This window comes from Cryobacterium inferilacus (assembly GCF_019599185.1).
GTDB lineage: Bacteria > Actinomycetota > Actinomycetes > Actinomycetales > Microbacteriaceae > Cryobacterium > Cryobacterium inferilacus.
Window position 1 is genome coordinate 248,058 of sequence record NZ_JAIEUL010000001.1, and the last position, 26,350, is coordinate 274,407.

The following is a 26,350-nucleotide window of genomic DNA, read 5'->3' on the forward strand; positions in this document are numbered from 1 at the left end:
TCACCGGACGACGGATGTGTCCAGCTCGGTGGTGAGCGGGAGGTGCGCGCCGACCGCGGTGGGGCCGCCGGCGGGGCTCCGCACCGAGAGGATGCCGCGCAGTCCCTTGAGGCGGTCGTCGAGCCCGGCCAGGCCGTGCCCGTCTCGCAGGACGGCGCCGCCGTGACCGTTGTCGATCACCCAGAGGTCCAGCCAGGTGGAGTCGTCCTCAGGGATCCGGCGCAGTTCCAGGTGCAGGCGGAGCTGGCTGGCGCCGGCGTGCTTGGCCACATTGGTGAGCAGTTCGGCGGCGATGAAGTAGACGCTGCGCTCGATCTCCGAGGGCAACCGCAGGTCACGGTCGACCTGGAGCTCGAGCTGCACGGGCACCGTGCTGCGGGCGGCCAGGGATTCCAGCGCCACGATCAGGCCGCGGTCCTGCAGGATGGGCGGCACCAGGCCGCGGGACAGCGCGCGTAGTTCTTCCAGGGTGTCGCGGGCCTGCTCCCTCGCTTCGACGAGGAGCCGGCGAGCGGCATCCGGGTCGTCGTCGAGGCGGCGTTCGGCGCTGGCGAGGTCCATCTGCAGCCGCACCAGGCGCTGCTGCGGGCCGTCGTGGATGTCGCGCTCGAGCCGGCGCAGGGACTGGTCTTCGGCCGACACTGCGGCACCGCGGGAGGCGCTGAGGTCGGCGACCTCGCGTTGCAGGGCCTCGGACGCCCAGGCGCCGAGCATGACCCTGGCGATGCCCTGGTGCATCACCACCAGGCCACGGGTCACGAGAGGGAGGGTGGCGAGGAAGGCCACGCCCAGGGCGGCGTTGAGCAGGTTCTCCGCGACCAGGTTCTGGCTGCTGCCCGGCTGGTAGGTACCGAGAATGAGGTCGACCAGACCGAACGACTCGTCATCGGCCGGCAGCGACCAGCTCCAGATCCAATATGTGAGCCCGGCGAGGGCGCCGGTCGCCCAGACGATGGTGATCGACCAGGAGATCACACCGACGACGAAATTCACGATCATGCCGTGCAGCAGGTACAGCCAGTAGTGGCCGGAGACCAGGGGGCCGAGGATGGCGCGCAGGGGTGTCGCCGGTTCGCCGCGCGGCGTCCACTCCGGTTCGGTGATCGCCGGCTGGCCGGCCCAACGCAACCGGGTGAGTTCGACGACGCCGAAGCCTCTGGCGGCGTAGAGGGCGGCGACCACGATGAACAGGCCCACGAACAGGACGATGAGGCTGACCCCGGTGGAGAACAGCGTGACCAGCACGGTCAGCGACACGATGACCACGGGCAGGGTCGGCAGCAGGAAGCCGAGTTCCCGGGGGGTGCGCGCCCAGAGGCCGAGGTAGCCGCCTCGCCCGACATCGCCGGTTTCGGCGGGGTCCTGGCCGGCGGGGGTCTGGCCGGCAGGATTCTGGCCGGCAGGGTGGTCGGTGTGGGTGTCGGCGGGCTGCACGAAGCCCAGCGTGGCAGAGTTCTCGCGCGCGGTGGTGGAGCCGGTCGCAGAATCGATGTCGGCGCCGGCCGGATCACGGGTGTTATTGGTCATGGTTCCAGCGTGCTCCGCGGCGCGGCGTGCGCCCATCCCCTCACCCACCGGATCGACCAGGGGGCTATCCCCCGTTCGTGCGGTGCCGAGGGGTGGTCACAGCGTGTTGTGGGTGATCCGGCCGCCGAGCAGGGTCGCGGCCACCGGCATCCGCCGTAGGTCGGCGACCGAGGCCGTGTACGGGTCGATCTCGCAGACGGCGAGGTCGGCCACCTGGCCTACGCCGATGCCGTGCCGGCCCCGAGCGGATGCGGCCAGCGCCGCCTGGCGGGAAATGGCCTGGTCCGGGTGCCAGGCGGCACGGTCGCCCCTGCTGCGGCCCACGGCGGCCGATATCGCCACCCACGGGTCGAGCGGGGCGACGGGCGCGTCGGAGCCGAGCGCGAGCTGCACACCGGCGGCCAGCAGGTCGGCCAGCCGGAAGGCGCGGTCGGTGCGACCGGCCCAGTAGCGGTCGGCCACGTCGCGGTCGTCCATGGCGTGCTCCGGCTGCATGCTGGCCGTGATGCCCAACCGGGCGAAGCGGGTCACGTCGGCCGCGGTGAGCAGCTGCGCGTGTTCGATGCTGCCCGTGCAGCCCACGGCCTCGAAGGCGTCCAGGGCGAGGGTGTTGGCGTTGTCGCCGATGGCGTGCACGGCCGGGCGGATGCCGGCGGCGGCGGCCCGGCTCATCAGGGTGACGAGCTCCTCTGTGGGCACGGTGAGCATGCCACGGTCGCGGTCGCCGGTGAGGCCGGGGTAGGCGTCGAAGCAGAAGGCGGTGCGGGTGTTCAACGACCCGTCGGTGATCACCTTGAACGGGCCAACGGTGAGAAGTCCGCCGGTGTCGTCGATGACCTGCCCGGAGGCCAGGCCCAGCGCGATCGCCTCATCGAGGTGGTGCGGGTACACCCCGAAGTCCACTCGGAGGGAGTCGGTTCCGGCCGCGATGCGTCGCCGCCAGACGTCGAGGTTCCAGGTCATCTCGAGGTCGACGATGCCCACCACGCCACGCGCAGCCGCGGCCCTGGCGGCCTCATCGGCCCAGGCATCGAGGTCGACGTCCGGCACGTTGTCGATGGCGTGTTCCACGGCGAAGGCGTCATCCTCGCGCAGCACCCCGGTCTGGTGGCCGGCGAAGCCGTAGACCGCCAGAGCGGCGGAGTTCAACCAGCAGCAGTGCAGGTCACCGCTGACCAGCACCACGGGCACGCTGCCTGACGCGGCGTCGAGGATGGCGCGGCTCGGTTCGTCCGGCCACAGGCCGTCCCGAAAACCGAAGCCGACGAGTCGGTCCTGGTCACCGGCGGTCGGCAGGGCCGCCAGCGCGGCCAACCGCTCGGCCACCAGGTCGGCGGCCGCGCGAGCGCTGGTGGCCTCGGACACGTCGAGCCGCCTGGTCGTCTGGGACCACTGGCTGAAGTGCACGTGGTTGTCCCAGAGCCCCGGCGTGATCCACCGCTCGCCGAGATCGACGGTGCGAGCCGGCGCGCGATCGTTGCCGGGCGGGAGGTAGCCGATCGAACCGATCCGGCCGTTGTCGATGCGAACGTCGACGAGTTCGTCGTTGCCGGGTAGCCGGGCGTTGCGCAGGAGCAGGCTCATTCGGCGGGGCCGGCGTTGTCTGTGGCCGTGCGCTCGCGGGCACGGCGCATCCGCTCGGCCAGGGCCGGGTTGGCGTACGGGCCGTCACCATCGAGTTCGCCGAGGATTCTCGTGACGGTGTCGGCGGGCTTGTTCTGGCTCATCTTGTCTTTGGCGGTGAAGTGGGTGACCCGCAGCCGGAATCCGACGGTGCCGGCGACGATGCGGGCGGCATATTCGGCGTTCTCCACCGTGGCGTTCATTCGTCTCGGTTCGGCCAGGCGGTCTTCGAAGGAGTCGACCAGGGCCGCGAGCACCCGCAGGTTCTCCTCGTCGGAGAGGATTTCCGGGGTGCCGTACAGGTGGGCGGTGACGAAGTTCCAGGTGGGCACGGCGGGTGTGGCGTCGTACCAGCCGGGTGAGATGTAGCCGTGCGGACCCTGAACGATCACGAGCAGCTCGTGCCAGCCCAGCTCGTGCAGCTGTTCATCGGGCCGGCCCACGTGGCTGAGCAGCACGATCTCGCCGTCAGCGGCGGACGGATCGAGGATCACCGGGTAATGCGAAGCGACCAGGTCACCGGCGTCGGTGGAGCTCACCAGGGTCACCCACGGGTGCTCCCGAATGAGCCGGCGCACCTCGTCGACCTGCTCGAGGGCGAAGCTGGGGTTCTTTCTCACGGTCAGGCTCCCTGGGTCCGGTGCGGTGGGTAACGTGCGAGGCGGTGTGGTGCTGGCGGTACAGCCGGGCGGATGGGCCGGGTCAGGCCTGACAGGACGGGCAGTAGTAGAGCTTTCTGGCGCCCATCTCCTCGAGGGTGATGTGGGTGCCGCAGACCCGGCAGGGCAGGCCCTCCCGTTTGTAGACCCAGTGCCGGTCGGCCCGGTTCTTCATGGCCAGCCGGTAGTCGGTCTCGTCCAGGTCGTCCATGGTCATCATCTGACCGGTGTTCACGCCGATGGCCAGAAGGTGCGCCCAGTCCCGCCAGAGGGCGCGCAGAGTGTCGTCGCTCAGAGATTTTCCCGGCGCGTGCGGGTTGATCCTCGCCCGGAAGAGCAACTCGGCCCGATAGACGTTTCCGATGCCGCTCACCACGGACTGATCCATCAGGAGCATGCCGATGCGGGTGGGCTTTTTTCGCACCGTGTCGACGAAGCGCTGCTCGGCCTCCGGCGTGTCGTCGAGCTGCGGGTCGGGGCCGAGCCGGTGCATCACCGCGTCGACCTGCGCCGGGTCGAGCACCTCGCAGGCGGTGGGCCCGCGGAGATCCGCCGAAACGGTCTCGGTGAGCAGCCGTACCCGCACCTGGCCGACCGGCTCAGGCGGGAAGGTGTCCTCTGTCGGTCCCTGAGCCTGTCGAAGGGTCTCCTGCTCGGCCATGCGCACCCGGGTGCGCCGGGGGGCACCGATGCTGTGCAGGGAGTTCTCGCCGGCCGAATCGAGCACAGCGTCGCCGGACAGGTCGGTGCCGGCCAGGTCGGTGCCGGCCAGGTCGGTGCCGCGCTGGTTGGTCTGGCCCATCCGGCCGTTACTGGCCGCGATGGTGGCGTCCATGACGATGTCGCCGGCGAAGTCCCAGGCGCCGTACATGCCCAGGTGCACGCGCAACCAGAGCCCGTTGTCGAACTCCAGGAACATCTGCTTGCCCACGGCACGGGCATCCGTCATCACGTGGCCGGTCAGCTGCTCTGCCCCGGCCGCGAACCGGCCCTGCGGGCTCGAAAGCAGCACAGTGCGGCCCACGAAGTTGCGCGCGAACTGCCTGGTGATGCGGTGGACCGAATGACCCTCTGGCACAGCGGCGCCTCGTTTCAGTTAGTCGGGACTCGGGTGCCCAGGACTCAGTTGCTCAGGACGGTACCGGCGATGGTGCCGGTGGTTTCGTATTCGAAGAGCTGCTTGATGCGCCGCTGGTGGCGCTCCTCGCCGGGGAACGGGGTGGCGACGAAGGTGTCGATGAACCCGATCACGTCGTCGATGGGGTGCTGCCTGGCACCGATCGCGATGACGTTGGCGTTGTTGTGCTCCCTGGCCAGGCTCGCCGTGGCCTGGTTCCAGACCAGGGCCGCACGCGCACCGCGCACCTTGTTGGCCGCGATCTGCTCGCCGTTGCCCGACCCGCCGAAGACCACGCCGAGCGCCTCGACGCCGGCCGCCTGGTCGGCGACGACGGCGGCCGCTGCGCTGATACAGAACGCCGGGTAGTCGTCCAAGGGTTCGTAGCTCGTCGGCCCGTGGTCGATGACCTCGTGCCCGTTCGCGCCGAGGTGGCTGATCAGGTGCTGACTGAAGTCGAGGCCGGCGTGGTCGGTGGCGATGTGGATGCGCATAGTGAGCAGTCTATTTAGTGAGGGCGGGCGCGAAGATCGGTTCGCGGGTGCGGCTGCGCTTGATCTCGAAGAAGCCGTCGTATGCGGCCACGGCGACCACGCCGTCCCAGAGGCGGAGGGCTTCGTCGCCGGTCGGCGCAGGTGAGATGACCGGGCCGAAGAAGGCCACGTCGTTCACGGCGATCACCGGGGTACCCACGTCCTGGCCCACCCGGTTGATGCCGTCGAAGTGACTGGCGCGCATCTGCACGTCGAACTCGTCGCTCTCGGCGTAGCGGGCGAAGTCGGCCGGAAGACCCACCTCGGCGAGCGCCGCGGGGATCACGGAATCGGCATCCGTATCGCCCTCGTGGTGGATGCGGGTGCCCAGGGCGTCGTACAGGGCCTTCACCGTCTCCTGGCCGTGCAGCTCCTGCGCGGCCTGCACGAGGCGGGTGTACTTGAGCGCTCGGGGGAAGAAGGCGCGGTACTCGTCGCTCACGTCGTTGTTCTCGTTGAGCACGGCCAGGCTCATCACCTGCCAGCTCACGTCGAAGCCGCGCAGATCACTCACCTCGTCCACCCATCGAGAAGTCATCCAGGCCCAGGGGCAGGAGGGGTCGAACCAGAAGGTCACGGAGTCTGTCATCGCTCCAGCCTAAGTGAGCCGAAGGTCCCGAAATGTCGCACAACCGACGCATCCCAGACCCGGCTAAAGCCCTGTCCAAACCGGCTATCGAGAGAGAAATGCCTGATTCTGGCGTATATTGCGCTAAAATTGATGCTTATGCCCGCTGACGGGCTTCCCCGCATCCGGGGCACATGACCTCCATCTGAGGCATCTCCCGACCTCTACACCGAGGTTGGCCATGTCTGCGCACGAGTCATGTCACGACCTCCACAAGAGGCATCTCAACTGTCAGAAAGTGACACATGTCAAACGCTATCAACGGTGCTGAACGCACCGTCAAGAAGTTCAAGAAGCCCCTGCTCCGGCGCCGCCTCAAGGTGTCCGATGTCAATGTCGTTGACCGCCCCATGCTCAAGAAGGCACTCGGCGGCACCATCGTGGGAAACACGATGGAGTGGTACGACGTCGGAGTCTTCGGGTATCTGATCACCACCATGGGCCCGGTCTTCCTCCCAGAGGCCGACCCCACCGTGCAGACCCTGTTCCTGCTCGGCACCTTCGCCGCGACCTTCATCGCCCGCCCCATGGGTGGCGTGTTCTTCGGCTGGCTCGGCGACAAGCTCGGCCGCCAGAAGGTTCTCGCCATGACGCTGATGCTCATGGCCGCCTCCACCTTCGTGATCGGCATCCTGCCCGGGTACGCCCAGATCGGCATCTGGGCCGCGGCCCTGCTGGTGCTGACCAAGCTCGTGCAGGGCTTCTCCACCGGTGGCGAGTACGCCGGAGCCACCACCTTCGTCAGCGAGCACGCCCCGGACAAGAACCGTGGCTTCCTCGCCAGCTTCCTCGATATGGGCAGCTACCTGGGCTTCGCCCTCGGTGCCGCGCTCGTGTCGATCCTGCAGCTCACCCTCGGCCAGGCCGCGATGGAAGAGTGGGGCTGGCGTCTGCCGTTCCTGCTCGCCGGACCCCTGGGCCTCATCGCCATCTACTTCCGGATGAAAATCGAGGAGTCCCCCGCGTTCCAGGCCAGCCTGGACGCCCAGGAAGCCGCACTGAAGAACCCGGACTTCATCGCAGACGACAGCATCCCCAAGGGACCGCTGGCCATCTTCAAGAATTACTGGCGCGGCATCCTGCTGGCGATGATCCTCGTGGCCGCGGCGAACACCGTCGGCTACGCGCTCACCTCGTACATGCCCACCTACCTCACCAGCACCATGGGGTACGACGAGCTGCACGGAACACTGCTGACCATTCCCATCCTCGTGATCATGGCCTGCTGCATCCCGCTCACCGGGCGCCTCAGCGACAAGATCGGCCGTCGTCCGGTGCTCTGGATGGGTTCCATCAGCGCCGTCGTCTTCGCCATCCCCGCGTTCCTGCTCATCGGCGCCGGTTCGATCTGGACCACCCTGCTCGGCCTGGCCCTGATCGCCCTGCCGGTGACGTTCTACGTCGCCAACCTCGCCTCCGCACTACCGGCCCTGTTCCCCACCGCCAGCCGCTACGGCGCCATGGGCATCGCGTACAACTTCGCCGTGGCGATCTTCGGCGGCACCACGCCGTTCATCATCGCGGCGCTGATCGCGGGCACCGGTAACGACATGATGCCGGCCTACTACCTCATGCTCACGTCGTTCATCGGTGGCATCAGCATCTTCTGGCTGAAGGAATCCGCCAACCGCCCGCTGCCCGGCTCCATGCCGAGCGTGGAATCGGACGAAGAGGCCGAGGAACTCGTGGCCGGCCAGTTCGAGAACCCGCTGCTGGATCACGACGAGATGCCGTTCGACGCCACGTTCGAGCCGCCGACCTCGTCGATGGACCTCAGCGCGTTGAAGACCGAGCCCGACGAGGAGCCGGCCAAGGTCTAGCTCTCCCGGCAACCACGCACAACCGCTGGTCGAGCCTGTCGAGACCCCGCACGCCGCAAGGCACGTCGCGAGGTCTCGACAGGCTCGACCTACGAGTGGCTCGTTTCTGAGAACGCGGGCGGATGCGCCGTCGTAGAATTCTCTGATGACCACCGAGCAACACCCGCAGAGCACGCCCGTCGATGCCGCCGCATCCGCTGAACCCGCCGCGTCCGTCGTGCCCGTCACCGCCGCTGCGGCAGCGGGCCCGGCCATCGACCCGCACGACCTCGAGGTGGCCCTGCGTGTGCTCGCCTCGCTGGCCACGATCGACCCGGACGACCCCGACTTCGTCACCGTGCGCCAGGCCACCGCCAAGATGTTCAAGTCGGTCAAGACCGTGCGCAGGCACGAGAAGCGCCAGCTGATCGCGGATGCCGACCGTGAGGTCATCGCGGCCACCGCCACCGGGGCGCCCACCCGGATCGACGACGAGACCATCGGCGCCCAGCTGCGGCTCGGCACCGACCGGCCCAGCGCCGGTGAGCTGCTCGTTCCGCGTGCCTGCTACATCTGCAAGCAGAAGTACACCCTGGTAGACGCCTTCTACCACCAGCTCTGCCCGAGCTGCGCGGCCATGAGCCACACCAAGCGGGATGCCCGCACGGACCTCACCGGCAAGCGCGCCCTGCTCACCGGCGGTCGCGCCAAGATCGGCATGTACATCGCCCTGCGGCTGCTGCGTGACGGTGCGCACACCACCATCACCACCCGGTTCCCCCGTGACGCCGTGCGCCGGTTTGCCGCCATGCCCGACTCCGCGGACTGGCTGCACCGCCTGCGCGTGGTCGGCATCGACCTGCGCGACCCGGCCCAGGTGATCGGCCTGGCCGACTCCGTCGCCGCGCAGGGGCCGCTCGACATCCTGATCAACAACGCCGCGCAGACCGTGCGCCGCTCCCCCGGCTCGTACTCCCCGCTGGTGGAGGCCGAGTCGTCACCGCTGCCGGACGGCGAGCTGCCCGAGATCGTCTCGTTCGGGCACACCAACGACGCGCACCCCACCGCGCTGGCCGCCTCCGTGGCCAGCCACCCGATCCTCGCCGCCGCGGCGACCGGCGCGGCCCTCACCGCGGACGACCTCACCGCGCTTGCCCTGGCGCCTGGCTCCTCATCGCTCGCTCGCCTGGCCGCGGGGACCGCGATCGACGCGGGCGGCCTGGTGCCCGACCTACACGAGGAGAACAGCTGGACGGCCAATGTCGAGGACGTCGACCCGCTCGAGATGCTCGAGGTGCAGCTGTGCAACACCACGGCCCCGTTCCTGCTGGTGAGTCGTCTGCGCGCCTCGATGGCCGCAGCCGAGGCTCGGCGCACCTACATCGTCAACGTCTCGGCGATGGAAGGTGTCTTCGGCCGCGGTTACAAGGGCCCCGGGCACCCGCACACCAACATGGCCAAGGCCGCGCTGAACATGCTCACCCGCACCAGCGCCAAGGAGATGCTCTCCGACGGCATCCTGATGACCAGCGTCGACACCGGCTGGATCACAGACGAGCGCCCGCACCCCACCAAGATCCGCCTGGCCGAGGAGGGCTTCCACGCCCCGCTCGACCTGGTCGACGGCGCCGCCAGGGTCTACGACCCGATCGTGCGCGGCGAGGCAGGCGAAGACATCCACGGTGTCTTCCTCAAGGACTACCGGCCAGGCACCTGGTAACGCCCGCTCGCGGGATGTGGGTGGGAACGGCGGCACTCCCTGCCGCTTCACGGTGAGTGTCGGCGGGCGCCGATAGGGTCGGAACGTGCAGACAACTACCGTGAAGACCGCCATCGCCGACATCCCCTCGCTGTGCGTGTTCGACCTGGAAACCACCGGGGTCAACACCGACTCTGACCGCATTGTCACGTGCTTCATCGGCCGCGTGATGCGCGACGGCACGGTGAACGGCTCGTACAGTTGGCTGCTCAATCCCGGCATCCCCATCCCCGAGGGGGCCTCGGCCATCCACGGCATCACCGACGAGGTCGCCCAGCGTGACGGCGTCGACCCCGCCACCGCCATTGCCGAGATGCTCACGGTCCTGCGCCGCAGCATCGCCGGCGGCCGCCCGATCGTGGCCTACAACGCCAGCTTCGACCTGTCGATGCTCAACGCCGAGGCCCGCCGGTACGGTCTGGAGCCGATCGAAGACTTCGGTCCGGTGCTCGACCCCTACGTCATCGACAAGGCCATCGACCGCTACCGCAAGGGCAAGCGCACCCTGGTGGCCACCGCAGAGTACTACGGCGTGCTGCTCGAGGGTGCCCACGATGCCGAAGCGGATGCCGTGGCCACCGGCCGGGTCTGCTGGGCGCTGTTGGCCAAGACCGACGTGACCGACCTGCACACCCTGCACGACCACCAGGTCGACTGGGCGCGCGAGCAGGCCGAGAGTTTCCAGGCGTACCTGCGCAAGTCCAAGGGCGACGACCTCATCGTCATCGACGGTGCCTGGCCGATCCGTGTCGGTGCCGACCGCGCCGCCGTTGCGCCGGCACTGTCCACACCGGCACCGGCCACACCGCCGGTCTAACCCGACCTCTCCCCCAGCCAATGCAATGCACGCCCGTGCGGCTGTGCGAGTGCGAGCGCCCGGCCGTCCAGCGACACCACGAAGTCTGCTGAGCCGGATGCCACGGGTAGCGTCACCGGCAGCGTCTCGGCGACGCCTGGCACCACGGTTCGTCCCTCGTTGGCCAGCCAGTGCACGGCCCGCTCCCTGTGCAACCGGCCCATCGTCGCCGCGAACCGGTCGCGGCCCGCGTCGTCCAGGTAGGCAAGCACCGCGGTGTGGAACACCACGACCGTCGCGTGGGCCGGGGCCTCGGCCACGAGAGCCTCGACCCGTTCGTTGAGGTCGCCGCGCACCAGCCGGGGCGGGTCCCGCCGCGCGATCTGCACTGCCGCCCGCAGCCGGGCCCGCCGGTCGTCGTGCTCTGGCCAGATCAGTGCGTCCAACCAGGCCACGTCGGCGGGCTCGGCCACATCGAGCGGGTTCAGGTCGATTCCCGCCCGCCACACCACCAGGGGCAGCCGGCTCGGCACCGGCACCGCACCGGTCACGGCGCAGTCCAGCAGCACCGGGCTTGGCCCGTCCAGCGGGTCGAGTCGACCAGCCGCACCCGCCCCGCCCGCTGCGCTGGCGCCGGCCGGGCCGTACCGGTAGCTGTACCGGTCCGGCAGCAGGCACAGCCCGGCCGACGCCCCCACCTCGATCAGTGCGAGCGGCCCCCGCACACCGCCAAGCGCCGGCAGCAGCGCCGCGCAGCGGCCCGGCTCGTTGGTCTGGGTCGCGTGGCTGCGGCAGGTCTGCTCCACCGCCGCCCAGTTCGCGGTCAGCCAGGCCCTGAATGCGCCGTACCCGCCGGTCGGGGCTCCGTGGAATCTGGCCGCGCTGAACACCAGGTTGGGCTGCCGTGTGGCCGGAGGCAGTCGGTCGATCCGGGCGATGACCTCCGGATCGTCGGCCACCCCCGCCGCCCACGCCTCGTAGCAGGCGCTCAGCCCGCGAGCCTCCACCTCCGCGAAGGCCCGGTAACGCACGGCGGTGTCGGCGCCGGCATCCGTGCTCGTTCTCATGCCGGCAGCCTAATCAGGCGCGGCGCCCCCGCCACCGTGGCTAGGCTTGTTCTCTATGCGGATGCGCCAGAAGCGCCCCCGAAACGAAAATGGAGAAACCGTTGCCCGGAGAAAACCTCACCAGGATCGAAGCCCAGGAGCGCAAGGCGCTCGTCAGCGTGACCAGTTATGACGTCACCCTTGACCTGACGACGGGTCCGACGACCTTCGCCAGCACCACCACCGTCGTCTTCGACGCCGTGGCCGGCAGCTCGACCTTCATCGACGCGATCACCGAGAGCGTGCACAGCGTCACCCTCAACGGTGTCGAGCTCGACCCGGCCCTCGTCAGCGACGGCATCCGCATTCAGCTGGAGAACCTCGCCGACTCGAACGTGCTCACCGTCGTCGCCGACGCCGCGTACACGAACACCGGCGAGGGCCTGCACCGCTTCGTCGACCCCGTCGACAACGAGGTCTACCTGTACAGCCAGTTCGAGGTGCCAGACTCCCGCCGCGTCTTCGCCGTGTTCGAGCAGCCCGACCTCAAGGCCGTGTTCACCTTCACCGTCACCGCGCCAGGCGCCTGGGAGGTCATCTCCAACTCGGCCACGCCAGAGCCCACGGATGCCGGCAACGGCAACAAGACCTGGGCCTTCGAGCCCACCCACACCATCTCCAGCTACATCACCGCCCTCGTGGCCGGCCCGTACGCCGTGGTGCGCAGCGAGCTCACCTCCAGCGACGGCCGCATCATCCCGCTGGGCCTGTTCAGCCGCAAGAGCCTGTTCGAGTACCTGGACGCCGACTACATCTTCGAGAAGACCCGTCAGGGCTTCGCGTACTTCGAGGAGAAGTTCGACTTCCCGTACCCGTTCGACAAGTACGACCAGATGTTCGTGCCGGAGTTCAACGCCGGCGCGATGGAGAACGCAGGCGCGGTCACCTTCACCGAGACCTACGTCTTCCGCTCCAAGGTCACCGACGCCATCAAGGAACGCCGCGTCGTGACGATCCTGCACGAGCTGGCGCACATGTGGTTCGGCGACCTCGTCACCATGAAGTGGTGGAACGACCTGTGGCTGAACGAGTCGTTCGCCGAGTGGGCGTCGACCATCGCCACCGCAGAGGCCACCGAGTGGACCGAGGCGTGGACCACCTTCGCGGCGATGGAGAAGAGCTGGGCGTACCGCCAGGACCAGCTGCCATCCACCCACCCCGTCGTGGCCACCATCACCGACCTCGAAGACGTGCAGGTGAACTTCGACGGCATCACATACGCCAAGGGCGGCTCGGTGCTCAAGCAGCTCGTCGCCTGGGTCGGCATCGACGCCTTCTTCACCGGCGTCGCCTCCTACTTCAAGAAGCACGCCTGGGGCAACACCGAGCTTTCCGACCTGCTCGTCGAGCTCGAGGCCGCCAGCGGCCGTGACCTGTCCGGCTGGGCCGCCCTGTGGCTCGAGACCGCCGGCGTCAACACGCTGCGCCCCCAGATCGAGGTCGACGAGGCCGGTGTCATCACCGCGTTCGCCGTGCTGCAGACCGCCACGGATGACTACCCCACCATCCGCCCGCACCGTCTCGCGATCGGGTTCTACGACCTGGTCGACGGCGCCCTGGTGCGCACCCACCGCGTCGAGCTCGACGTCGACGGCGCCCAGACGGATGTTCCGGAGCTCGTCGGCCGTCCCCGCGCCGACCTGATCCTGCTCAACGACGACGACCTGGCCTACGCCAAGGTGCGCCTCGACCCCGCGTCGCACGCCGTGGCGCTCGAGCTCCTCGCCGCGATCGAGAGCCCGCTGGCCCGCTCGATGGTCTGGGGTTCGGTCTGGGACGCCACCCGCGACGCCGAGACCTCCCCGCGCGACTTCGTGAAGCTCGTGCTCGGTAACATCGCCACCGAGACCGAGTCCACGACGCTCCGCACGGTGCTCGGCCAGGTGTCCCTCGCCGCCCAGTACTACGTGGCACCGGAGAACCGCGACGCCACCGTCACCGCGGTCGGCGACACCCTCTGGGCCCTGGCCCAGGGTGCGGAAGCCGGCAGCGACGCGCAGTTCCAGTTCGTGAAATTCTTCGCGTCGGTCGCCGAGACGCCGGCCCAGCTGGCCGCTGTCGCCGGCCTCCGCTCCGGTTCGTTCGCGCTGCCGGGCCTGGAGATCGACACCGACCTCAGCTGGGAGCTGCTGGCGGCCCTCGTCGCCGGCGGCGAAGCCGGGGAGTCGGAGATCGCCGCCGCGCTGGCCGCCGACAACACCGCCACCGGTGCCCAGTCGGCCGCGAACGCCCGCGCCGCGATCCCCACGCTCGACGCCAAGCAGGCCGCCTGGTCGTCACTGATCGACGTGGACACCGCACCGAACACCATCGTGCGGGTCACCGCGGCCGGGTTCCTGCGCGCGCACGACACCAGCCTGCTCGAGCCGTTTGTGCACCAGTACTTCGACGTGCTACAGACGGTGTGGGCAGAACGGAGCTACTCCATCGCGGAGAAGCTGATCACCGGTCTCTACCCGTCGCCTCTGTCCAACCAGGCCCTGGTCGACGCCACCCGCGCGTGGCTGGACGCCAACCCCGAGCCGGCGGCACTGCGTCGCCTGGTCGTGGAAAACCTGGCCGGTGTGGAGCGTTCGCTGCGCGTGCAGGCCCGCGACCTGGCGTAGTACCGCAGCGATCTCTCGCTGGTCGAATTGTCGTTGATCGAGCTTGTCGAGATCCCGCACGGGGTCTCGACAAGCTCGACCAACGGGCTGTGGCGCTCAGGTTGCCCAAGGTGACCGCTCGGTAGACTAGGTCGCCTATGAACTGGGACACTTTCTGGGCTACGGCCGACACCATCTGGAACCTGACCATCGTGCAGGTCGCCGTCATCATCCTCTTCGCCTTTCTCGCCCGCTGGGTGCTGCTCTTCGTGATCCGTCGGGTCGTCACGCAGATCGTTTCCGGGGTGAAGAAGGGCCAGAACGTCGACGACACCCAGTCGTTGGACGTGTCACCGGTGACGGCGGTCCGTGTGGTGCAGCGCACCCGGACGCTCGGCTCGGTGTTGACCAACATCGTCAACGTGCTCATCGTCATCGTCGCGATCCTGTTGATCGTCACGGAGATCAACCCGGGCATCCTCGGCTCGTTCGCCCTGCTCACCGCCGCTCTCGGCGCCGGGCTCGGTTTCGGTGCGCAGAACATCGTCAAGGATGTGCTCAACGGCCTCTTCATGGTGATGGAGGACCAGCTCGGCGTGGGTGACGTGGTCGACCTGGGCCTGGCCGAGGGTGTGGTCGAGTCCGTCGGCATCCGCATCACCCAGGTGCGTGACATCGAGGGCACCCTGTGGTTCGTCCGCAACGGTGAGATCCTGCGCACCGGCAACATGTCGCAGGGCTGGGCCCGTGTCATCGTCGACCTCGCCATCCCCTATTCATCGGACGTCGAGGCCGTGCAGGCCGAGCTGCTCAAGGTGGCCAGGGCCCTCGCGTCCAGCCGCAAGTGGCGCTCGGCCATGCTGGGCAAGCCCGAGATCTGGGGCTTGGAATCCATCTCGGCCGAAGCCCTCGTGGTGCGCCTCGTGGTGCGCACCAGGGTCGGTGCCCGCTGGGACTTCGCCCGCGACCTGCGCCTGCACCTCAAGAAGGCGCTCGACGGGATGGGCTCGGGGCTCACCCCGCTCAACAGCGTGGTCATGGCCGGGGCCGACGGCTCCGTGTCGGCCGGCAGCGGCCACGTCGACGACAGCACGGCGGGTGCCCCCTCTGATGCCGCGGCCCAGGCCGCAGCAGCCCTGCCGACCACAGACACCGCCCCGTTCGAACCGGCCCTTCCCGCGCGCCGGGTGAAGGCGCCCAGACGACCCAAGCGGGCCCCGACCGACCCGCAGTCCGGTGCCGGCCCGGCCACCCCGCCGCCGGCGACACCGGGATCAGCCCAGGAGGATTCCGATGGCAAGTGACAACATCCCGCTCGGCGTTCACCTGCGCGCGAGTGAGAACGCCGCGGCCGTGAGCCCGTCGTTCTACCAGGAGGTCGGCGGCCGGCCGTTCTTCGAGAAGCTGGTGGCCGAGTTCTACCGTGGTGTTGCCGGCGACCCGGTGCTGAAGCCGATGTACCCGGAAGAGGACCTCGGCCCCGCCGCTGAGCGGCTGACCGGTTTTCTCGAGCAGTACTGGGGCGGCCCCGGCACCTACAGCGAGCAACGTGGCCACCCACGGCTACGCCAGCGCCACCAGCCGTTCAAGGTGAACCCGGATGCCCGCGACCGGTGGCTGCTGCACATGCGCAACGCGGTCGACGCCAGCGGACTGCCCCCGCTGCAGCGGGCCACTCTCTGGGATTACCTCGAGCGGGCCGCGCACGCGATGGTCAACACCTTCGACGACTAACCGAGACGAGTAGCGGAACTGAGTCGGCGCCCAGGGGCGGTGCGGCTCAGGCGCGCAGCGACCAGGGCTTACGGCGCACCAGGATGTGGCCGCGCGCGGTGCTCAGGCGCGTCCAGGGGCCGGTCTCGAACAGCTGAACCGGCTCCTCCGGCGACAGGAAGCCCAGGCTCATCGCCGCGAACCCGGCACCGGCCGGCACGAAGTCGAGCGCGTCGATCGGACGCCCCCACACCTCCGAACGCACCCGCTGCACGATCTGCTCACCGGTTCCGGTTGGGATGACGGAGGCCACCTCGGCGATGCCGTCCCTGGCGGCGGCCTCCAGCACGGCCGCGGTGGTGCTGCCCTGCGGGGTCCACCCGCCCCGTGGCGGCGTGATACCCGCCCAGGTGACCGAGGACACCTGCAGCGGAACGGTCACGCTCACCGGCGCGTCAGCATCCGTCACGGCGGCCGTGAGTCGCACGAGTCGGTCCAGCAGCGACCGCACCGGCACGACGACATCCAACTCGACGGGCTCGGTGAGGGCGAAGGTGCGCAGACCGAGCACGGTCGGGCTGGAGTCCAGCAGCCCCCGCGGGTACAGGATCGCCGAGTACACGGCCAGGACGCCCGCGGCGGAGACGAGGCGCACCGACCCGTCCTCCACCCGACCGGCGCGCTGGAGGTAGACCTGGAGGTCGCCGAGGGACAGGGAATCTGAGAGGGAGAATGACTGGCTCATCTGCTGTCTAAACTACCAAGGTACGTCGGCGTCCACGGACCCGAGTTCCACACGAGGAGGCAGTATGCACGCACCGCTGGAGGGTCTTCTGGCCGCTCTCGACCTGACCGACACGGGAGCACGCACCAGTGAAGACATCTTCACCGGTCCGTCACAGTGGATGCCGCAGGGGCGCGTTTTCGGCGGGCAGGTGCTCGCACAGTCCCTCGTCGCCGCCATGCGCACGGTGCCGGACGAACGACACGTGCACTCCATGCACGGCTACTTCCTGCGGCCGGGTGACGTCAACCACCCGATCACCTTCTCGGTCGACCGGATCCACGACGGTCGGTCCTTCTCGACCCGGCGCACCCAGGCGTACCAGAACGGCGTGCCGATCCTGTCGATGATCGCGTCGTTCCAAGACACCGATGAGGGCCTCGAGCACCACATCGAGATGCCCGCCGACATTCCCGACCCGGAGTCGCTGCCGACCACGGCAGACACCCTGGGGCACATCGACCACGACTTCGCCCGCGCCTGGGCCAACGACCGTCCCTTCGACATGCGCCACATCCCGTCGTCGATCTACCTCTCCGTGGACGGCGAGCACACCAGCAAGCAGATGCTCTGGATGAAGACCTTCGAGACCATCCCGGACGACCCAGACCTGCACCGTGCCGCCCTGGCCTATGTCAGCGACTACTCGATCATGGAACCGGTTATGCGTCGGCACGGCCTGCCCTGGGCCACGCCCGGTCTCAAGGTCGCCAGCCTCGACCACGCCATGTGGTGGCACCGGTTTGGCCGCGTCGACGAGTGGATGTTGTACGTGCAGGACTCCCCCTCCGCCCAGGGCGGCCGTGGCCTGTCCACCGGCAGCATCTACAGCCGCGAGGGCCTGCTGTTGGCCACGGTCGCGCAAGAGGGGATGGTTCGGGTTCCGCAGCCGCGGGATTAGGCTCACCCTGCACGCCTGCCCGTACCGCCACACTCGATCAGGACCGGGAGAATCATGACCGACTCAGCCGCCCTCAGCCGTCGAACCCTGCTCGTCGCCGGTGGCGCGGGCACCGCCCTCGCACTCGCTGCCTGCGCCCCAGGCGAGAGCGGCACCGGCAGCACCGTCGAAGGCACGAGCACCCCCACCGAGGTCGCGCAGCTCAGCGACATCCCGGTCGGGGGCGCCATCGCGGTCATGCTGAACGGGGCGCAGATCGTCGTGTCGCAGCCCACCGCCGGCGAGGTGGTGGCCTTCAGCGCCATCTGCACCCACCAGGGCTGCATCGTGGCGCCGGAGAAGAAGGGCCTCGCCTGCCCCTGCCACGGCTCGCTCTTCAACCCGGCCACCGGGGCCGTTCTGCAGGGTCCGGCCACCGACCCCCTCCCCGAGGTCACTGTCACTCTCGACGGCGACACGGTCCTCGCCGGCTAGGTCCCCTCAGCCGCACCCGATCGCGAGCGTCACCTGCGGGTGAAGGCGGCCGTCGGCTCCAGGTAGGGGGCCCAGGCGGCCCGCTCGATCTCGTTGATCTTGCGGGGGCGCTGCGTTGCCGCATCCACCAGCACGATGGTCGTGGTCGCGCGCGCGTAGAGCTGCGCGGGCTCCTGCCCGGCCGGGCCATACACCTCGTAGCAGACGTCGAGGCTCGCCCCGCCGAGCTTGCCGATCCACAACTGCACGTCGATGGGAGCGCGCAGGTACGGGATCGGCGCGAGGTATTCGATTTCCAGTCGTGCGATCAAGGTGAGCGTCGCCGCCCCCGGCCGGCCGTCGAGCACGGCGGTGCTCATCTCCGCACCGGCCACGACGGCGGCCGATCCGTTCGGCTCATCGTCCGCCCAGAACGCCTGGATGCGCGCCTCCTCGAGGAGGCGCAGCATCTCGGCGTTGTTGACATGGGCGTACGCGTCGAGGTCCGACCAGCGCAGCCGGATGGGGACGTGCAGCCGCATCGGGCCCCTAGTCCCTGGTGAGCTTGCGGTACGCGGACCGGTGCGGCTTTGCCGCGTCCGGGCCGAGACGCTCGATCTTGTTCTGCTCGTAGGACTCGAAGTTGCCCTCGAACCAGTACCAGTTGCCCGGGTCTTCCGCGGTGCCCTCGTAGGAGAGGATGTGGGTGGCGATGCGGTCGAGGAACCACCGGTCGTGAGTGATGACCACGGCGCAGCCGGGGAATTCGAGCAACGCGTTCTCGAGCGAGCCGAGCGTTTCGACGTCCAGGTCGTTGGTCGGTTCGTCGAGCAGCAACAGGTTGCCGCCCTGCTTGAGCGTGAGCGCGAGGTTCAGGCGGTTGCGCTCACCACCGGAGAGCACACCGGCCTTCTTCTGCTGGTCGGGGCCCTTGAATCCGAAGGTGGAGACGTAGGCGCGGGACGGCACCTCGGTCTTGCCGACCTGGATGTAGTCCTGGCCGTCTGAGACGACCTCCCAGAGCGATTTGTTCGGGTCGATGCCGCCACGGCTCTGGTCGACGTAGGAGATGTCGACCGTGTCGCCGATCTTCAGCTCACCGGCGTCCAGCGGCTCGAGACCGACGATGGTCTTGAACAGGGTGGTCTTACCCACACCGTTCGGGCCGATCACGCCGACGATGCCGTTGCGGGGCAGTGTGAAGGAGAGGTCCTCGACGAGAACGCGGTCGCCGAAGCCCTTCTTGAGCTTCTTGGCGTCGATGACCTGGGCGCCCAGACGGGGGCCGACGGGGATCTGGATGTCTTCGAAGTCGAGCTTGCGTCCGCGCTCGGCCTCGTTGACCATCTCCTCGTAGCGGGCCAGACGGGCCTTCGACTTGGCCTGGCGGCCCTTGGCGTTGGAGCGCACCCACTCGAGTTCCTCGGCGAGGCGCTTGGAGAGCTTGGCGTCCTTCTTGCCCTGAACCTGCAGACGTTCCTGCTTCTTCTCGAGGTAGGTCGAGTAGTTGCCCTCGTAGGGGTACAGGTGGCCGCGGTCGATCTCGGCGATCCACTCGGCGACGTGGTCGAGGAAGTACCGGTCGTGGGTGACGGCGAGCACGGCGCCGGGGTACTTGGCGAGGTGCTGCTCGAGCCAGAGCACACTCTCGGCGTCGAGGTGGTTAGTCGGTTCGTCGAGGAGGAGCAGGTCGGGCTTCTGCAGCAGGAGCTTGCAGAGGGCGACACGACGCTTCTCACCACCGGACAGGTCAACGACGGGGTAGTCGCCCGGCGGGGTGCGGAGCGCATCCATCGCCTGTTCGAGCTGGGAGTCGAGGTCCCAGGCATCGGCCGCGTCGATCTCTTCCTGCAGGGTGCCCATCTCGGCCAGCAGGGTGTCGAAGTCGGCATCGGGTTCGGCCAGGGCGGCGCTGATCTCGTTGAACCGGTCGACCTTCGCCTTGATCGGTCCGACGCCCTCCTGCACGTTCTCGAGGACCGTCTTGGTCTCGTCGAGTTCCGGCTCCTGCATGAGGATGCCGACGCTGTAGCCGGGCGAGAGCCTGGCCTCACCGTTGCTGGGGGTGTCGAGCCCGGCCATGATCTTCAGGATCGTGGACTTACCGGCACCGTTAGGTCCCACCACGCCGATCTTGGCTCCGGGGAAGAACGACATTGTGACGTCGTCGAGAATGAGCTTGTCGCCAATGGCCTTGCGCGCACGCACCATCGAGTAAATGAATTCAGCCATAGTGTTTACCAGTCTATTTGGCGCGTGGCTCCGACGAGACACGTTCCGGTTGCGAGCAGGGGGGCGATGACGCCGTGGTAGCCGCCGGAGGACGGTCCGTTCTGGCCGACGAGGCACTCTCCGTTGAAGCGAGTGGAGAACTGGATCGAGTCTGCCGGTTCGCCCTTGGTGGTCGTATCCGCGGTGACTTCGAGGCCGTCCTTGGCGAAACCGGCTGCCACGAGGGCGTCGATGATGGTGCGGCCTGGCGGGTTGGCCTCGGTCGCGATGGTCGACGCCACGACGGCGTCGAAGTAGGCGAGGTTCTCGGCGGCGGTGCCATCTGGGGTGAGAACGGGGGCGGCGGCCTCTGTCGGTGCCGGTGCCGTCGGTGACTCGCTGTTCACGGGCGTTGCGGGATCAGCGGTTGGAGCTCCGGCGCAGCCCGCCAGGCTGAGGCCGACGACCAGGCACGCGGCCCAGGTCACGGCGCCACGGCTGCTCCGAGTTCGTCCGGTGAATGTGCGGGCCACGCGCTGTCCTCCCCCGCGGCCGCGCGCTGCGGCCGAGAAGACGAGTCTAGGCGGACTGTGTTTCGGGATCGTGTTGCACGGGCTGGGGACCCTGCACGGGATCGGTGATTCCGCCGGCCTGGCCGCCTGCAGCGGGTTCGGAGTCGTTCTGTTCGGGCGCCGACGGCGCCGACCGGGTGAGCACGGTCGTTCCCCAGGCCAGGTTGTGGCCGACCGCATCGGCCTCCACCTCCACCGACGTCCCCGCCCGGTCCTGGTTCTCCCAGTCCCGGATGCGCAGCCGCCCGGTCACCAGAACGTGCTCACCCTTCTGCACCGAACGCTCCACGTTGCTGGCCAGCTGCCGAAAGCTCGACACCGTGTACCAGTTCGTGTCGGCGTCCACCCACGCGTTTCGAGCCCGGTCGTAGCGGCGCTGCCGGCAGGCCAACCGGAACGAGGTGATGGCCAAACCGGAACTGGTGACGAGATGGCGGGGCGTGGTAGCCACGATGCCGGTCAAAACAATGGTGTCGGTCACGGTGCTCTCCTGGCGGGTCAGGTGGACGGGAAGGGTCAACACAGGTGGAACGGTTCGCCGCGCGCCCCCGGCCAGTCCTCGTGCCGGGTTCGTGGTCGGGGACGCGCTGCAGATACTCTGATCCCGCGCCGGTCGCATCCGAACCCACCGGCGCAGACTGTGCGGAACCCGGCGCTGCACGGCGTGGGGAGGAGCGGCATCTGGTGGGCTTCCGCCGGAGTCCCGGACCTAGAGTTGCTGCATGACCTTCGACGCTGCAGAGAACCGTTATTCCGAGATGCCGTACCGCCGAACCGGGCAGAGCGGCCTGAAACTCCCCGCGCTCTCCCTGGGCCTGTGGCACAACTTCGGCCACGAACGCCCGATCGACACGCAACGCGGCATCCTGCGCCGTGCCTTCGACCTGGGCGTGACCCATTTCGACCTGGCCAACAACTACGGCCCGCCTCCCGGCTCCGCCGAGACCAACTTCGGCCGTATCTTCGCCGAGGACTTCCGCCCGTACCGCGACGAGATGATCATCTCCAGCAAGGCCGGCTACGACATGTGGCCGGGTCCGTACGGCGACTTCGGCTCCCGCAAGTACCTGCTGTCGTCGCTGGATGCCAGCCTCGGCCGTCTCGGCATGGACTACGTCGACATCTTCTACTCCCACCGCCCAGACCCCGAGACGCCGATCGAAGAGACCATGGGCGCCCTGGCGACCGCCGTGCAGTCGGGCAAGGCCCTCTACGCCGGAATCTCCAACTACACCCCAGAGCAGACCGTGGCCGCCTACGCCGCCCTGGCCGAGCACAAGATTCCCCTCCTGATCCACCAGCCGCGCTACTCCATGTTCGACCGTCACATCGAAGACGGTCTGTTCCCGGTGCTCGAGAAGCTCGGCATGGGCAGCATCGTCTTCTCCCCGCTGGCCCAGGGACTGCTCACCGACCGGTACCTCGGCGGCACCGTGCCCTCCGATTCGCGGGTCGCCACGAGTCGGTTCCTGAACGAGAACTCGCTCAGCGAGACCTATCTCGAACGAGCCAGGGCGTTGAACACCATCGCGGCCGACCGCGGCCAGACCCTCGCGCAACTCGCCGTGACCTGGATCCTGCGCCAGCCGCAGGTCACCAGTGTGCTCGTCGGCGCCAGCAGCGTCGGCCAGCTCGAACAGACCGTCGCCGCGCTCGAGGCGCCCGCGCTCGACGCCGACGAGATCGCGAGCATCAAGCCATACGCGGTGCACGGCACCGGCATGAACTGACCGCCAGCCAACCCCGGTGCCAGCGCGACTGGCCCCGCTCTGGACAAATGGTCCCCGCACACCGGGACCATTTGTCCGCACGGTGCACAATCGCGGGTGGGGCGGGCGGGCGACAGCGGATGTCGGTGGTCGGACCTAGTCTGACGACAGCCGCACCAGCCGACGTTTGGAGCACACCGTGATCACCCTGAGCACACAGCCCCGCCCCACCACCATCCCCGTCGCCTCCGCGGCCGGAGCCGCAAGCGTCGCCTCGGTCGGGGCCGTCGCGCACGCCTCCGGCCGGAACGCCGGGCCCACGCTGGTCAGCGTGCGGGACGGCCTGTGGCGGGTCGTCGACCGCACCGGCGCCGTTCTCGGCCACATCGAACGCCAGGCGCAGGCCGACGGCGACAGATACCTCGCCCGGCGCATCGTGCTGCCGAGCCGACGGATGGATCTGGGTGCGTTCTGGCGCATCGATGAGGCCGCGGACTGCTTCCGCTGACCAGGGCCGACGACGGCAGGGCCCGACCGGCCGTCCCACTATCCTGAGACGATGTCGCCCCAGCCGGATCCTGCCCAGCCCTCCGCCGCCCCCGGCCCTGTGCACCGTGGCCTGATCCACGATGTGCTGTCGGGCGTTCGATTCCTGGGCCGGGGTTTCGGCATGTGGGTCACCTCACCGCGGTTGATGTTCCTCGGAGCGATCCCGGCTCTGCTGGTGGGCATCGTCTACCTGGCCGGAATCGTGCTCCTGATTGTGAACCTCAACACCGTCGTGGTCTGGGCAACCCCGTTCGCCAACGCGTGGGCTGAACCACTGATCGTGAGCACCAGACTGGCCGCCGCCCTGGTCTTCGTGATCGTGGCCGCCCTGTTTGCGGTGTACACCTTCACCGCCGTCACACTCGTGGTCGGTGATCCGTTCTACGAACGCATCTGGCGCGACGTGGAGCAGCGGCTCGGCCATGCCCCCGCCGATCAGGAACAGAGCCTGCTGCGGGCGATCGGCCGCGGTATCGGCGACGGCATCCGACTGCTCATTCCCGCAATCGGCGTGGGCATCCTCCTGCTGGCCTGCGGATTCATCCCCCTGGTCGGTCCGATCGTCGTCGCTACCGTCGGCGCCCTGGTCGGTGGCTGGTTGCTCGTGGTCGAACTCACGGGCTTCGCGTTCGACGCCCGTGGCTTCACCCTGCGGCAGCGCCGGGCGGCCCTGCGCTCCCGACGCGCCGTCGCGGTCGGCTTCGGCGCGGCGTCCTACCTGATTTTCCTCGTACCGTTCGCGGCCATCGTGGCGATGCCCGCCGCCGTGGCAGGGGCCGCGATGCTCAGCCGGGACATCGTCGACAGGCTCCCTGCCGACGGCCGGCCCGCTACAAAGAATTGACTTGCGCGCTGCCGGCACCCGGATCGATTGCGGCGCGTATCCGGCCACGCCGTCACGGCTCCCGCTGATCGACCCATTGGCGAGGTAATCTTCCGCACATGCAGTGGTGGAATGATTTCGTAGACTGGTTCTCAGCGACCAGTACCCAGCCCGTGATTTTCAGCACCGTCGTGTTGATCGTCGCCGTTATCGTGGCCAGCGTGCTGGCCGCCTGGATAGCCCGCAGCGCCATCAAGCGTCTGCTCGCCCAGCACGATCGGGAACTCAAGTCCGCGGCCATCGGAACGATTGTGGACGCCGCGACCGAGGCCTCGGTCTGGAACTCCCTCACTCCGCAGGAGCAGGTGATGAACGACCGTGCCGTGGGCATGGCCGACATCCAGGTGCGCCTGTTGCCGGTGAAGGGCTCCGCCCTGGCCGCCGACTGGGCCGCACATCAGCTCGCCGAGCTCAAGCGCACGTCGGCGACGTTCGGGTACCAGCTCGAGCCGGCACTGATCGAATTCCGGGACCGTCTGCTCGAATGGCAGAAGAAGCCGCACCGCGCGCGCAAGATCTTCCAGGACGACATCGAACGGTGGAAGGCCCAGAACGCGTCATCGGAGAAGAACCTCCTCGCCGAACAGGATGCCTGGGTGGCCCAGCAGCACCACGACCAGTTCGCCGCGCCCGCCGCGAACACGGCGACCAAGGTGCAGCCGCTCGGCTACGTTCCCGCCGCGCCCGCCCCTGCGCCGTCCACGGAGACCCAGCGCCTCCTCGACGACGTGCAGGCCCTCGAGGTGCGCCCCGCACCGCTGCCGAACCCGTAACAACCCCACGTACCACCACAAGCCGGTCCGCTTTCGAGCGGGCCGGCTTTGTGCGGTCTCAGCGTCCGGTGAGTGCGGCGGCCTACTTCCACCAGTCGTCGAAGAGGGATGCCGGCACACGGCGCTTGTGCTCCGTGCTCAGGTAGCGGCGTTCGATGGCCGACGCCACCTCATCGTCGACGTGCTTGCCCTCGAGGAAGTCGTCGATGTGCTCGTACTGCATGCCGAGGTTGGCTTCGTCGGTCTGGCCGGGGTTGTCGTCGAGCAGGTCGGCCGTCGGCGCCTTGAGGTAGAGGTGCTCAGGGGCGCCCAGCTCCACGAGCAGGGCGCGGCCCTGCCGCTTGGTGAGGCCGGTGAGCGGCAACAGGTCGGCGCCGCCGTCACCGTACTTGGTGAAGAATCCGGTCACGGCCTCTGCGGCGTGATCCGTGCCCACCACCAGCAGCCCGGCCGATCCGGCGAGAGCGTACTGGGCGATCATCCGGGCGCGTGCCTTGACGTTGCCCTTGTCGAAGTCGGGTAGCGCGGTTCCGGTGCTGTCGGCGAACTCGTCCTCGAAACCGTCAACGGCGCGCTGGATGTTGAAGGTGAGGTGAGCCTGCGGGGCAATGAACTCCAGCGCCAGCTGTGCGTCATCTTCGTCGCGCTGCACCGCATAGGGCAGCCGCACGGGCACGAACGAGACCGCGTGCCCCTCGATCGTGAGTTCTTCGATCGCGAGCTGGCACAGCCGCCCGGCCAGGGACGAGTCCTGGCCGCCGCTGATACCGAGGATCAGACCCTTCGCTCCGCTGGCGAGCAGGTAGTCCTTGAGGAAATCAACCCGGCGGCGGATCTCGGCGGCGGGGTCGATGGACGGTGTCACGTTCAATTCCGCGATGATTCGCGCCTGGAGTACTCGCATAGGACGAATCTATCAAGTCCGCCCGGGCTGAGGGGTTCGCGGAACCGGCACCTCCTCTGGCAGTAAAAAACCCCGCCGGCGTTGGCCGACGGGGTTTCGCTGTGCCCCCGGCAGGATTCGAACCTGCGACAAAGAGATTAGAAGGCTCCTGCTCTATCCCCTGAGCTACGGGGGCGCATAGCGCTTCAACGTTACCGCAATCAGGCCGCCCGCCTAGGCGACATCCGCGCCGCGGGTGTCAGCGCGTCAACGGCGGGGTGAACGTCTCGGTGTCAGAGGGCCTTCGCTGTGGCCACGAGAACCTGCGCCAGGGTGGGAACGCCCGCTGCCCGGAACACTTCCTCGCCGGCGGTGTTGCGCACGATGATCGTCGGAGTGTTGCGGATCCCGGCGGCCTCGGCGGCCGCATTATCGTGCGCCACGTCGTATTCGCGCACCGTGGCGGCGGGCACCAGCCGCTCGACCTCGGCGAGGATCGCCCTGGTCTGCAGGCACGGCTCGCAGAACGCCGACGAGAAGAAGATCAGTTCCATGACGCCCCGTTCACGAGGGCGATGACGGCGACGACGGCGGACACGGCGGCCAGCAGGAGGGACACGCCCACCAGGATCGCGTGTACACGGAGGAATGTCGTCGGTTTGCCCGACGCGTCCCTGGCCCGGGCATCCTGGCTGACCCGCTTGTAGAACCGGGGCCAGACCACGACGTTCCACACGGCGTTGAGCAGGAGGAGGATAGCGAGTGTCGTAAGCATCACGGTAAGTCT

General features: G+C 68.5%; 27 protein-coding genes and 1 tRNA gene. 12 read left to right on the forward strand and 16 right to left on the reverse strand.

Annotated elements, in window-relative coordinates:
• The 6 genes from K2F54_RS01170 to K2F54_RS01195 all read right to left on the reverse strand — a co-directional run bounded on the left by K2F54_RS01170 (position 1) and on the right by K2F54_RS01195 (position 6,048).
• Positions 1-1,527 (reverse strand): sensor histidine kinase, encoded by a 1,527-nt coding sequence (locus tag K2F54_RS01170; protein ID WP_220603997.1) that lies wholly within the window; start codon positions 1,525-1,527, stop codon positions 1-3.
• A gap of 96 nt (positions 1,528-1,623) precedes the next feature.
• On the reverse strand, positions 1,624-3,111 hold the full coding sequence (locus K2F54_RS01175) for an amidohydrolase (protein WP_220603998.1): 1,488 nt from the start codon (positions 3,109-3,111) through the stop codon (positions 1,624-1,626).
• Complete coding sequence (locus K2F54_RS01180) at positions 3,108-3,770, reverse strand: FMN-binding negative transcriptional regulator (RefSeq protein ID WP_220603999.1); 663 nt, start codon at positions 3,768-3,770, stop codon at positions 3,108-3,110. The genes K2F54_RS01175 and K2F54_RS01180 overlap by 4 nt, the downstream gene beginning before the upstream one ends.
• Positions 3,771-3,852: 82 nt before the next feature.
• Positions 3,853-4,887 (reverse strand): Fpg/Nei family DNA glycosylase, encoded by a 1,035-nt coding sequence (locus tag K2F54_RS01185; RefSeq protein ID WP_220604000.1) that lies wholly within the window; start codon positions 4,885-4,887, stop codon positions 3,853-3,855.
• A 44-nt stretch (positions 4,888-4,931) separates the two neighbouring features.
• Positions 4,932-5,420 carry a ribose-5-phosphate isomerase gene (locus K2F54_RS01190; protein ID WP_220604001.1) on the reverse strand — a complete coding sequence of 163 codons (489 nt, stop codon included), beginning with the start codon at positions 5,418-5,420 and terminating at the stop codon, positions 4,932-4,934.
• 10 nt (positions 5,421-5,430) lie between these two features.
• Positions 5,431-6,048 carry a mycothiol-dependent nitroreductase Rv2466c family protein gene (locus K2F54_RS01195; RefSeq protein WP_220604002.1) on the reverse strand — a complete coding sequence of 206 codons (618 nt, stop codon included), beginning with the start codon at positions 6,046-6,048 and terminating at the stop codon, positions 5,431-5,433.
• Between the two features lie 284 nt (positions 6,049-6,332).
• Between K2F54_RS01195 and K2F54_RS01200 the strand changes: the two genes are divergently transcribed.
• From K2F54_RS01200 to K2F54_RS01210, 3 genes are all read left to right on the forward strand, one after another.
• Positions 6,333-7,907 carry an MFS transporter gene (locus K2F54_RS01200; RefSeq protein WP_220604003.1) on the forward strand — a complete coding sequence of 525 codons (1,575 nt, stop codon included), beginning with the start codon at positions 6,333-6,335 and terminating at the stop codon, positions 7,905-7,907.
• Positions 7,908-8,052: 145 nt separating this feature from the next.
• Entirely contained in the window at positions 8,053-9,606 is a 1,554-nt protein-coding gene (locus tag K2F54_RS01205; RefSeq protein WP_220604004.1) for an SDR family oxidoreductase, read from the forward strand.
• Positions 9,607-9,691: 85 nt separating this feature from the next.
• Positions 9,692-10,462, forward strand: coding sequence for an exonuclease domain-containing protein (locus K2F54_RS01210; RefSeq protein ID WP_308287443.1), 771 nt, complete (start codon positions 9,692-9,694; stop codon positions 10,460-10,462).
• Here K2F54_RS01210 and K2F54_RS01215 read toward each other — a convergent pair.
• Positions 10,459-11,508, reverse strand: coding sequence for a DUF2332 domain-containing protein (locus tag K2F54_RS01215; protein WP_220604005.1), 1,050 nt, complete (start codon positions 11,506-11,508; stop codon positions 10,459-10,461). The genes K2F54_RS01210 and K2F54_RS01215 overlap by 4 nt on opposite strands.
• Positions 11,509-11,609: 101 nt before the next feature.
• Between K2F54_RS01215 and pepN the strand changes: the two genes are divergently transcribed.
• From pepN to K2F54_RS01230, 3 genes are all read left to right on the forward strand, one after another.
• Positions 11,610-14,153, forward strand: a complete 2,544-nt coding sequence (gene pepN / locus K2F54_RS01220) for an aminopeptidase N (RefSeq protein ID WP_220604006.1) — start codon at positions 11,610-11,612, stop codon at positions 14,151-14,153.
• A 137-nt stretch (positions 14,154-14,290) separates the two neighbouring features.
• On the forward strand, positions 14,291-15,436 hold the full coding sequence (locus K2F54_RS01225) for a mechanosensitive ion channel family protein (protein ID WP_220604007.1): 1,146 nt from the start codon (positions 14,291-14,293) through the stop codon (positions 15,434-15,436).
• On the forward strand, positions 15,426-15,866 hold the full coding sequence (locus tag K2F54_RS01230; protein WP_255576546.1) for a globin: 441 nt from the start codon (positions 15,426-15,428) through the stop codon (positions 15,864-15,866). Before K2F54_RS01225 ends, K2F54_RS01230 begins: the two co-directional genes overlap by 11 nt.
• Before the next feature lie 46 nt (positions 15,867-15,912).
• On the opposite strand, the gene K2F54_RS01235 is transcribed toward K2F54_RS01230, so the two are convergent.
• Positions 15,913-16,590: a DUF8185 domain-containing protein gene (locus K2F54_RS01235; protein WP_220604008.1), complete on the reverse strand. Its 678-nt coding sequence runs from the start codon at positions 16,588-16,590 to the stop codon at positions 15,913-15,915.
• A 64-nt stretch (positions 16,591-16,654) separates the two neighbouring features.
• On the opposite strand from K2F54_RS01235, the gene K2F54_RS01240 reads away from it, so the two are divergent.
• Positions 16,655-17,530 (forward strand): acyl-CoA thioesterase, encoded by an 876-nt coding sequence (locus K2F54_RS01240; RefSeq protein ID WP_220604009.1) that lies wholly within the window; start codon positions 16,655-16,657, stop codon positions 17,528-17,530.
• A 54-nt stretch (positions 17,531-17,584) separates the two neighbouring features.
• Positions 17,585-18,004: a QcrA and Rieske domain-containing protein gene (locus tag K2F54_RS01245; RefSeq protein ID WP_220604010.1), complete on the forward strand. Its 420-nt coding sequence runs from the start codon at positions 17,585-17,587 to the stop codon at positions 18,002-18,004.
• 29 nt (positions 18,005-18,033) lie between these two features.
• On the opposite strand, the gene K2F54_RS01250 is transcribed toward K2F54_RS01245, so the two are convergent.
• Genes K2F54_RS01250 through K2F54_RS01265 form a run of 4 tightly spaced genes read right to left on the reverse strand, consistent with a single transcriptional unit; the run spans position 18,034 to position 21,247 of the window.
• Positions 18,034-18,525 carry an acyl-CoA thioesterase gene (locus K2F54_RS01250; RefSeq protein ID WP_220604011.1) on the reverse strand — a complete coding sequence of 164 codons (492 nt, stop codon included), beginning with the start codon at positions 18,523-18,525 and terminating at the stop codon, positions 18,034-18,036.
• 7 nt (positions 18,526-18,532) lie between these two features.
• Positions 18,533-20,215, reverse strand: a complete 1,683-nt coding sequence (gene ettA / locus K2F54_RS01255; RefSeq protein ID WP_220604012.1) for an energy-dependent translational throttle protein EttA — start codon at positions 20,213-20,215, stop codon at positions 18,533-18,535.
• Positions 20,216-20,220: 5 nt separating this feature from the next.
• The gene (locus K2F54_RS01260) at positions 20,221-20,727 is read right to left on the reverse strand and encodes a DUF6993 domain-containing protein (RefSeq protein WP_308287444.1); all 507 of its coding nucleotides are present in this window, start codon (positions 20,725-20,727) and stop codon (positions 20,221-20,223) included.
• A gap of 46 nt (positions 20,728-20,773) precedes the next feature.
• Entirely contained in the window at positions 20,774-21,247 is a 474-nt protein-coding gene (locus K2F54_RS01265) for a single-stranded DNA-binding protein (protein WP_220604013.1), read from the reverse strand.
• A 241-nt stretch (positions 21,248-21,488) separates the two neighbouring features.
• On the opposite strand from K2F54_RS01265, the gene K2F54_RS01270 reads away from it, so the two are divergent.
• The 4 genes from K2F54_RS01270 (at position 21,489) to K2F54_RS01285 (ending at position 24,680) form a co-directional block, all read left to right on the forward strand.
• Positions 21,489-22,496, forward strand: coding sequence for an aldo/keto reductase (locus tag K2F54_RS01270; protein WP_220604014.1), 1,008 nt, complete (start codon positions 21,489-21,491; stop codon positions 22,494-22,496).
• Between the two features lie 178 nt (positions 22,497-22,674).
• On the forward strand, positions 22,675-22,983 hold the full coding sequence (locus tag K2F54_RS01275) for a DNA mismatch repair protein (protein ID WP_220604015.1): 309 nt from the start codon (positions 22,675-22,677) through the stop codon (positions 22,981-22,983).
• 51 nt (positions 22,984-23,034) lie between these two features.
• The gene (locus K2F54_RS01280) at positions 23,035-23,868 is read left to right on the forward strand and encodes an EI24 domain-containing protein (protein WP_220604016.1); all 834 of its coding nucleotides are present in this window, start codon (positions 23,035-23,037) and stop codon (positions 23,866-23,868) included.
• A gap of 152 nt (positions 23,869-24,020) precedes the next feature.
• Positions 24,021-24,680 carry a hypothetical protein gene (locus tag K2F54_RS01285; RefSeq protein WP_220604017.1) on the forward strand — a complete coding sequence of 220 codons (660 nt, stop codon included), beginning with the start codon at positions 24,021-24,023 and terminating at the stop codon, positions 24,678-24,680.
• A gap of 82 nt (positions 24,681-24,762) precedes the next feature.
• Here K2F54_RS01285 and nadE read toward each other — a convergent pair whose 3' ends face one another.
• The 4 genes from nadE to K2F54_RS01305 form a co-directional block, all read right to left on the reverse strand.
• Positions 24,763-25,584 (reverse strand): NAD(+) synthase, encoded by an 822-nt coding sequence (nadE, locus tag K2F54_RS01290; RefSeq protein WP_220604018.1) that lies wholly within the window; start codon positions 25,582-25,584, stop codon positions 24,763-24,765.
• Positions 25,585-25,686: 102 nt separating this feature from the next.
• Positions 25,687-25,759: transfer RNA gene (locus tag K2F54_RS01295), tRNA-Arg, on the reverse strand.
• A 97-nt stretch (positions 25,760-25,856) separates the two neighbouring features.
• Complete coding sequence (locus K2F54_RS01300; protein WP_220604019.1) at positions 25,857-26,117, reverse strand: YbbN family protein; 261 nt, start codon at positions 26,115-26,117, stop codon at positions 25,857-25,859.
• Entirely contained in the window at positions 26,108-26,338 is a 231-nt protein-coding gene (locus K2F54_RS01305; RefSeq protein WP_220604020.1) for an SCO4848 family membrane protein, read from the reverse strand. Before K2F54_RS01305 ends, K2F54_RS01300 begins: the two co-directional genes overlap by 10 nt.
• Positions 26,339-26,350: the final 12 nt, after the last annotated feature.

What these genes read in the sequence shown, in the direction of transcription:
- K2F54_RS01170 (WP_220603997.1), bottom strand. Translation starts at nt 1,527, where the DNA reads ATGACCAATAACACCCGTGATCCGGCCGGCGCCGACATCGATTCTGCG.
- K2F54_RS01175 (WP_220603998.1), bottom strand. Translation starts at nt 3,111, where the DNA reads ATGAGCCTGCTCCTGCGCAACGCCCGGCTACCCGGCAACGACGAACTC.
- K2F54_RS01190 (WP_220604001.1), bottom strand. Translation starts at nt 5,420, where the DNA reads ATGCGCATCCACATCGCCACCGACCACGCCGGCCTCGACTTCAGTCAG.
- K2F54_RS01195 (WP_220604002.1), bottom strand. Translation starts at nt 6,048, where the DNA reads ATGACAGACTCCGTGACCTTCTGGTTCGACCCCTCCTGCCCCTGGGCC.
- K2F54_RS01200 (WP_220604003.1), top strand. Translation starts at nt 6,333, where the DNA reads ATGTCAAACGCTATCAACGGTGCTGAACGCACCGTCAAGAAGTTCAAG.
- K2F54_RS01205 (WP_220604004.1), top strand. Translation starts at nt 8,053, where the DNA reads ATGACCACCGAGCAACACCCGCAGAGCACGCCCGTCGATGCCGCCGCA.
- K2F54_RS01215 (WP_220604005.1), bottom strand. Translation starts at nt 11,508, where the DNA reads ATGAGAACGAGCACGGATGCCGGCGCCGACACCGCCGTGCGTTACCGG.
- K2F54_RS01225 (WP_220604007.1), top strand. Translation starts at nt 14,291, where the DNA reads ATGAACTGGGACACTTTCTGGGCTACGGCCGACACCATCTGGAACCTG.
- K2F54_RS01230 (WP_255576546.1), top strand. Translation starts at nt 15,426, where the DNA reads ATGGCAAGTGACAACATCCCGCTCGGCGTTCACCTGCGCGCGAGTGAG.
- K2F54_RS01235 (WP_220604008.1), bottom strand. Translation starts at nt 16,590, where the DNA reads ATGAGCCAGTCATTCTCCCTCTCAGATTCCCTGTCCCTCGGCGACCTC.
- K2F54_RS01240 (WP_220604009.1), top strand. Translation starts at nt 16,655, where the DNA reads ATGCACGCACCGCTGGAGGGTCTTCTGGCCGCTCTCGACCTGACCGAC.
- K2F54_RS01245 (WP_220604010.1), top strand. Translation starts at nt 17,585, where the DNA reads ATGACCGACTCAGCCGCCCTCAGCCGTCGAACCCTGCTCGTCGCCGGT.
- K2F54_RS01250 (WP_220604011.1), bottom strand. Translation starts at nt 18,525, where the DNA reads ATGCGGCTGCACGTCCCCATCCGGCTGCGCTGGTCGGACCTCGACGCG.
- ettA (WP_220604012.1), bottom strand. Translation starts at nt 20,215, where the DNA reads ATGGCTGAATTCATTTACTCGATGGTGCGTGCGCGCAAGGCCATTGGC.
- K2F54_RS01270 (WP_220604014.1), top strand. Translation starts at nt 21,489, where the DNA reads ATGACCTTCGACGCTGCAGAGAACCGTTATTCCGAGATGCCGTACCGC.
- K2F54_RS01280 (WP_220604016.1), top strand. Translation starts at nt 23,035, where the DNA reads ATGTCGCCCCAGCCGGATCCTGCCCAGCCCTCCGCCGCCCCCGGCCCT.
- nadE (WP_220604018.1), bottom strand. Translation starts at nt 25,584, where the DNA reads ATGCGAGTACTCCAGGCGCGAATCATCGCGGAATTGAACGTGACACCG.
- K2F54_RS01300 (WP_220604019.1), bottom strand. Translation starts at nt 26,117, where the DNA reads ATGGAACTGATCTTCTTCTCGTCGGCGTTCTGCGAGCCGTGCCTGCAG.
- K2F54_RS01305 (WP_220604020.1), bottom strand. Translation starts at nt 26,338, where the DNA reads ATGCTTACGACACTCGCTATCCTCCTCCTGCTCAACGCCGTGTGGAAC.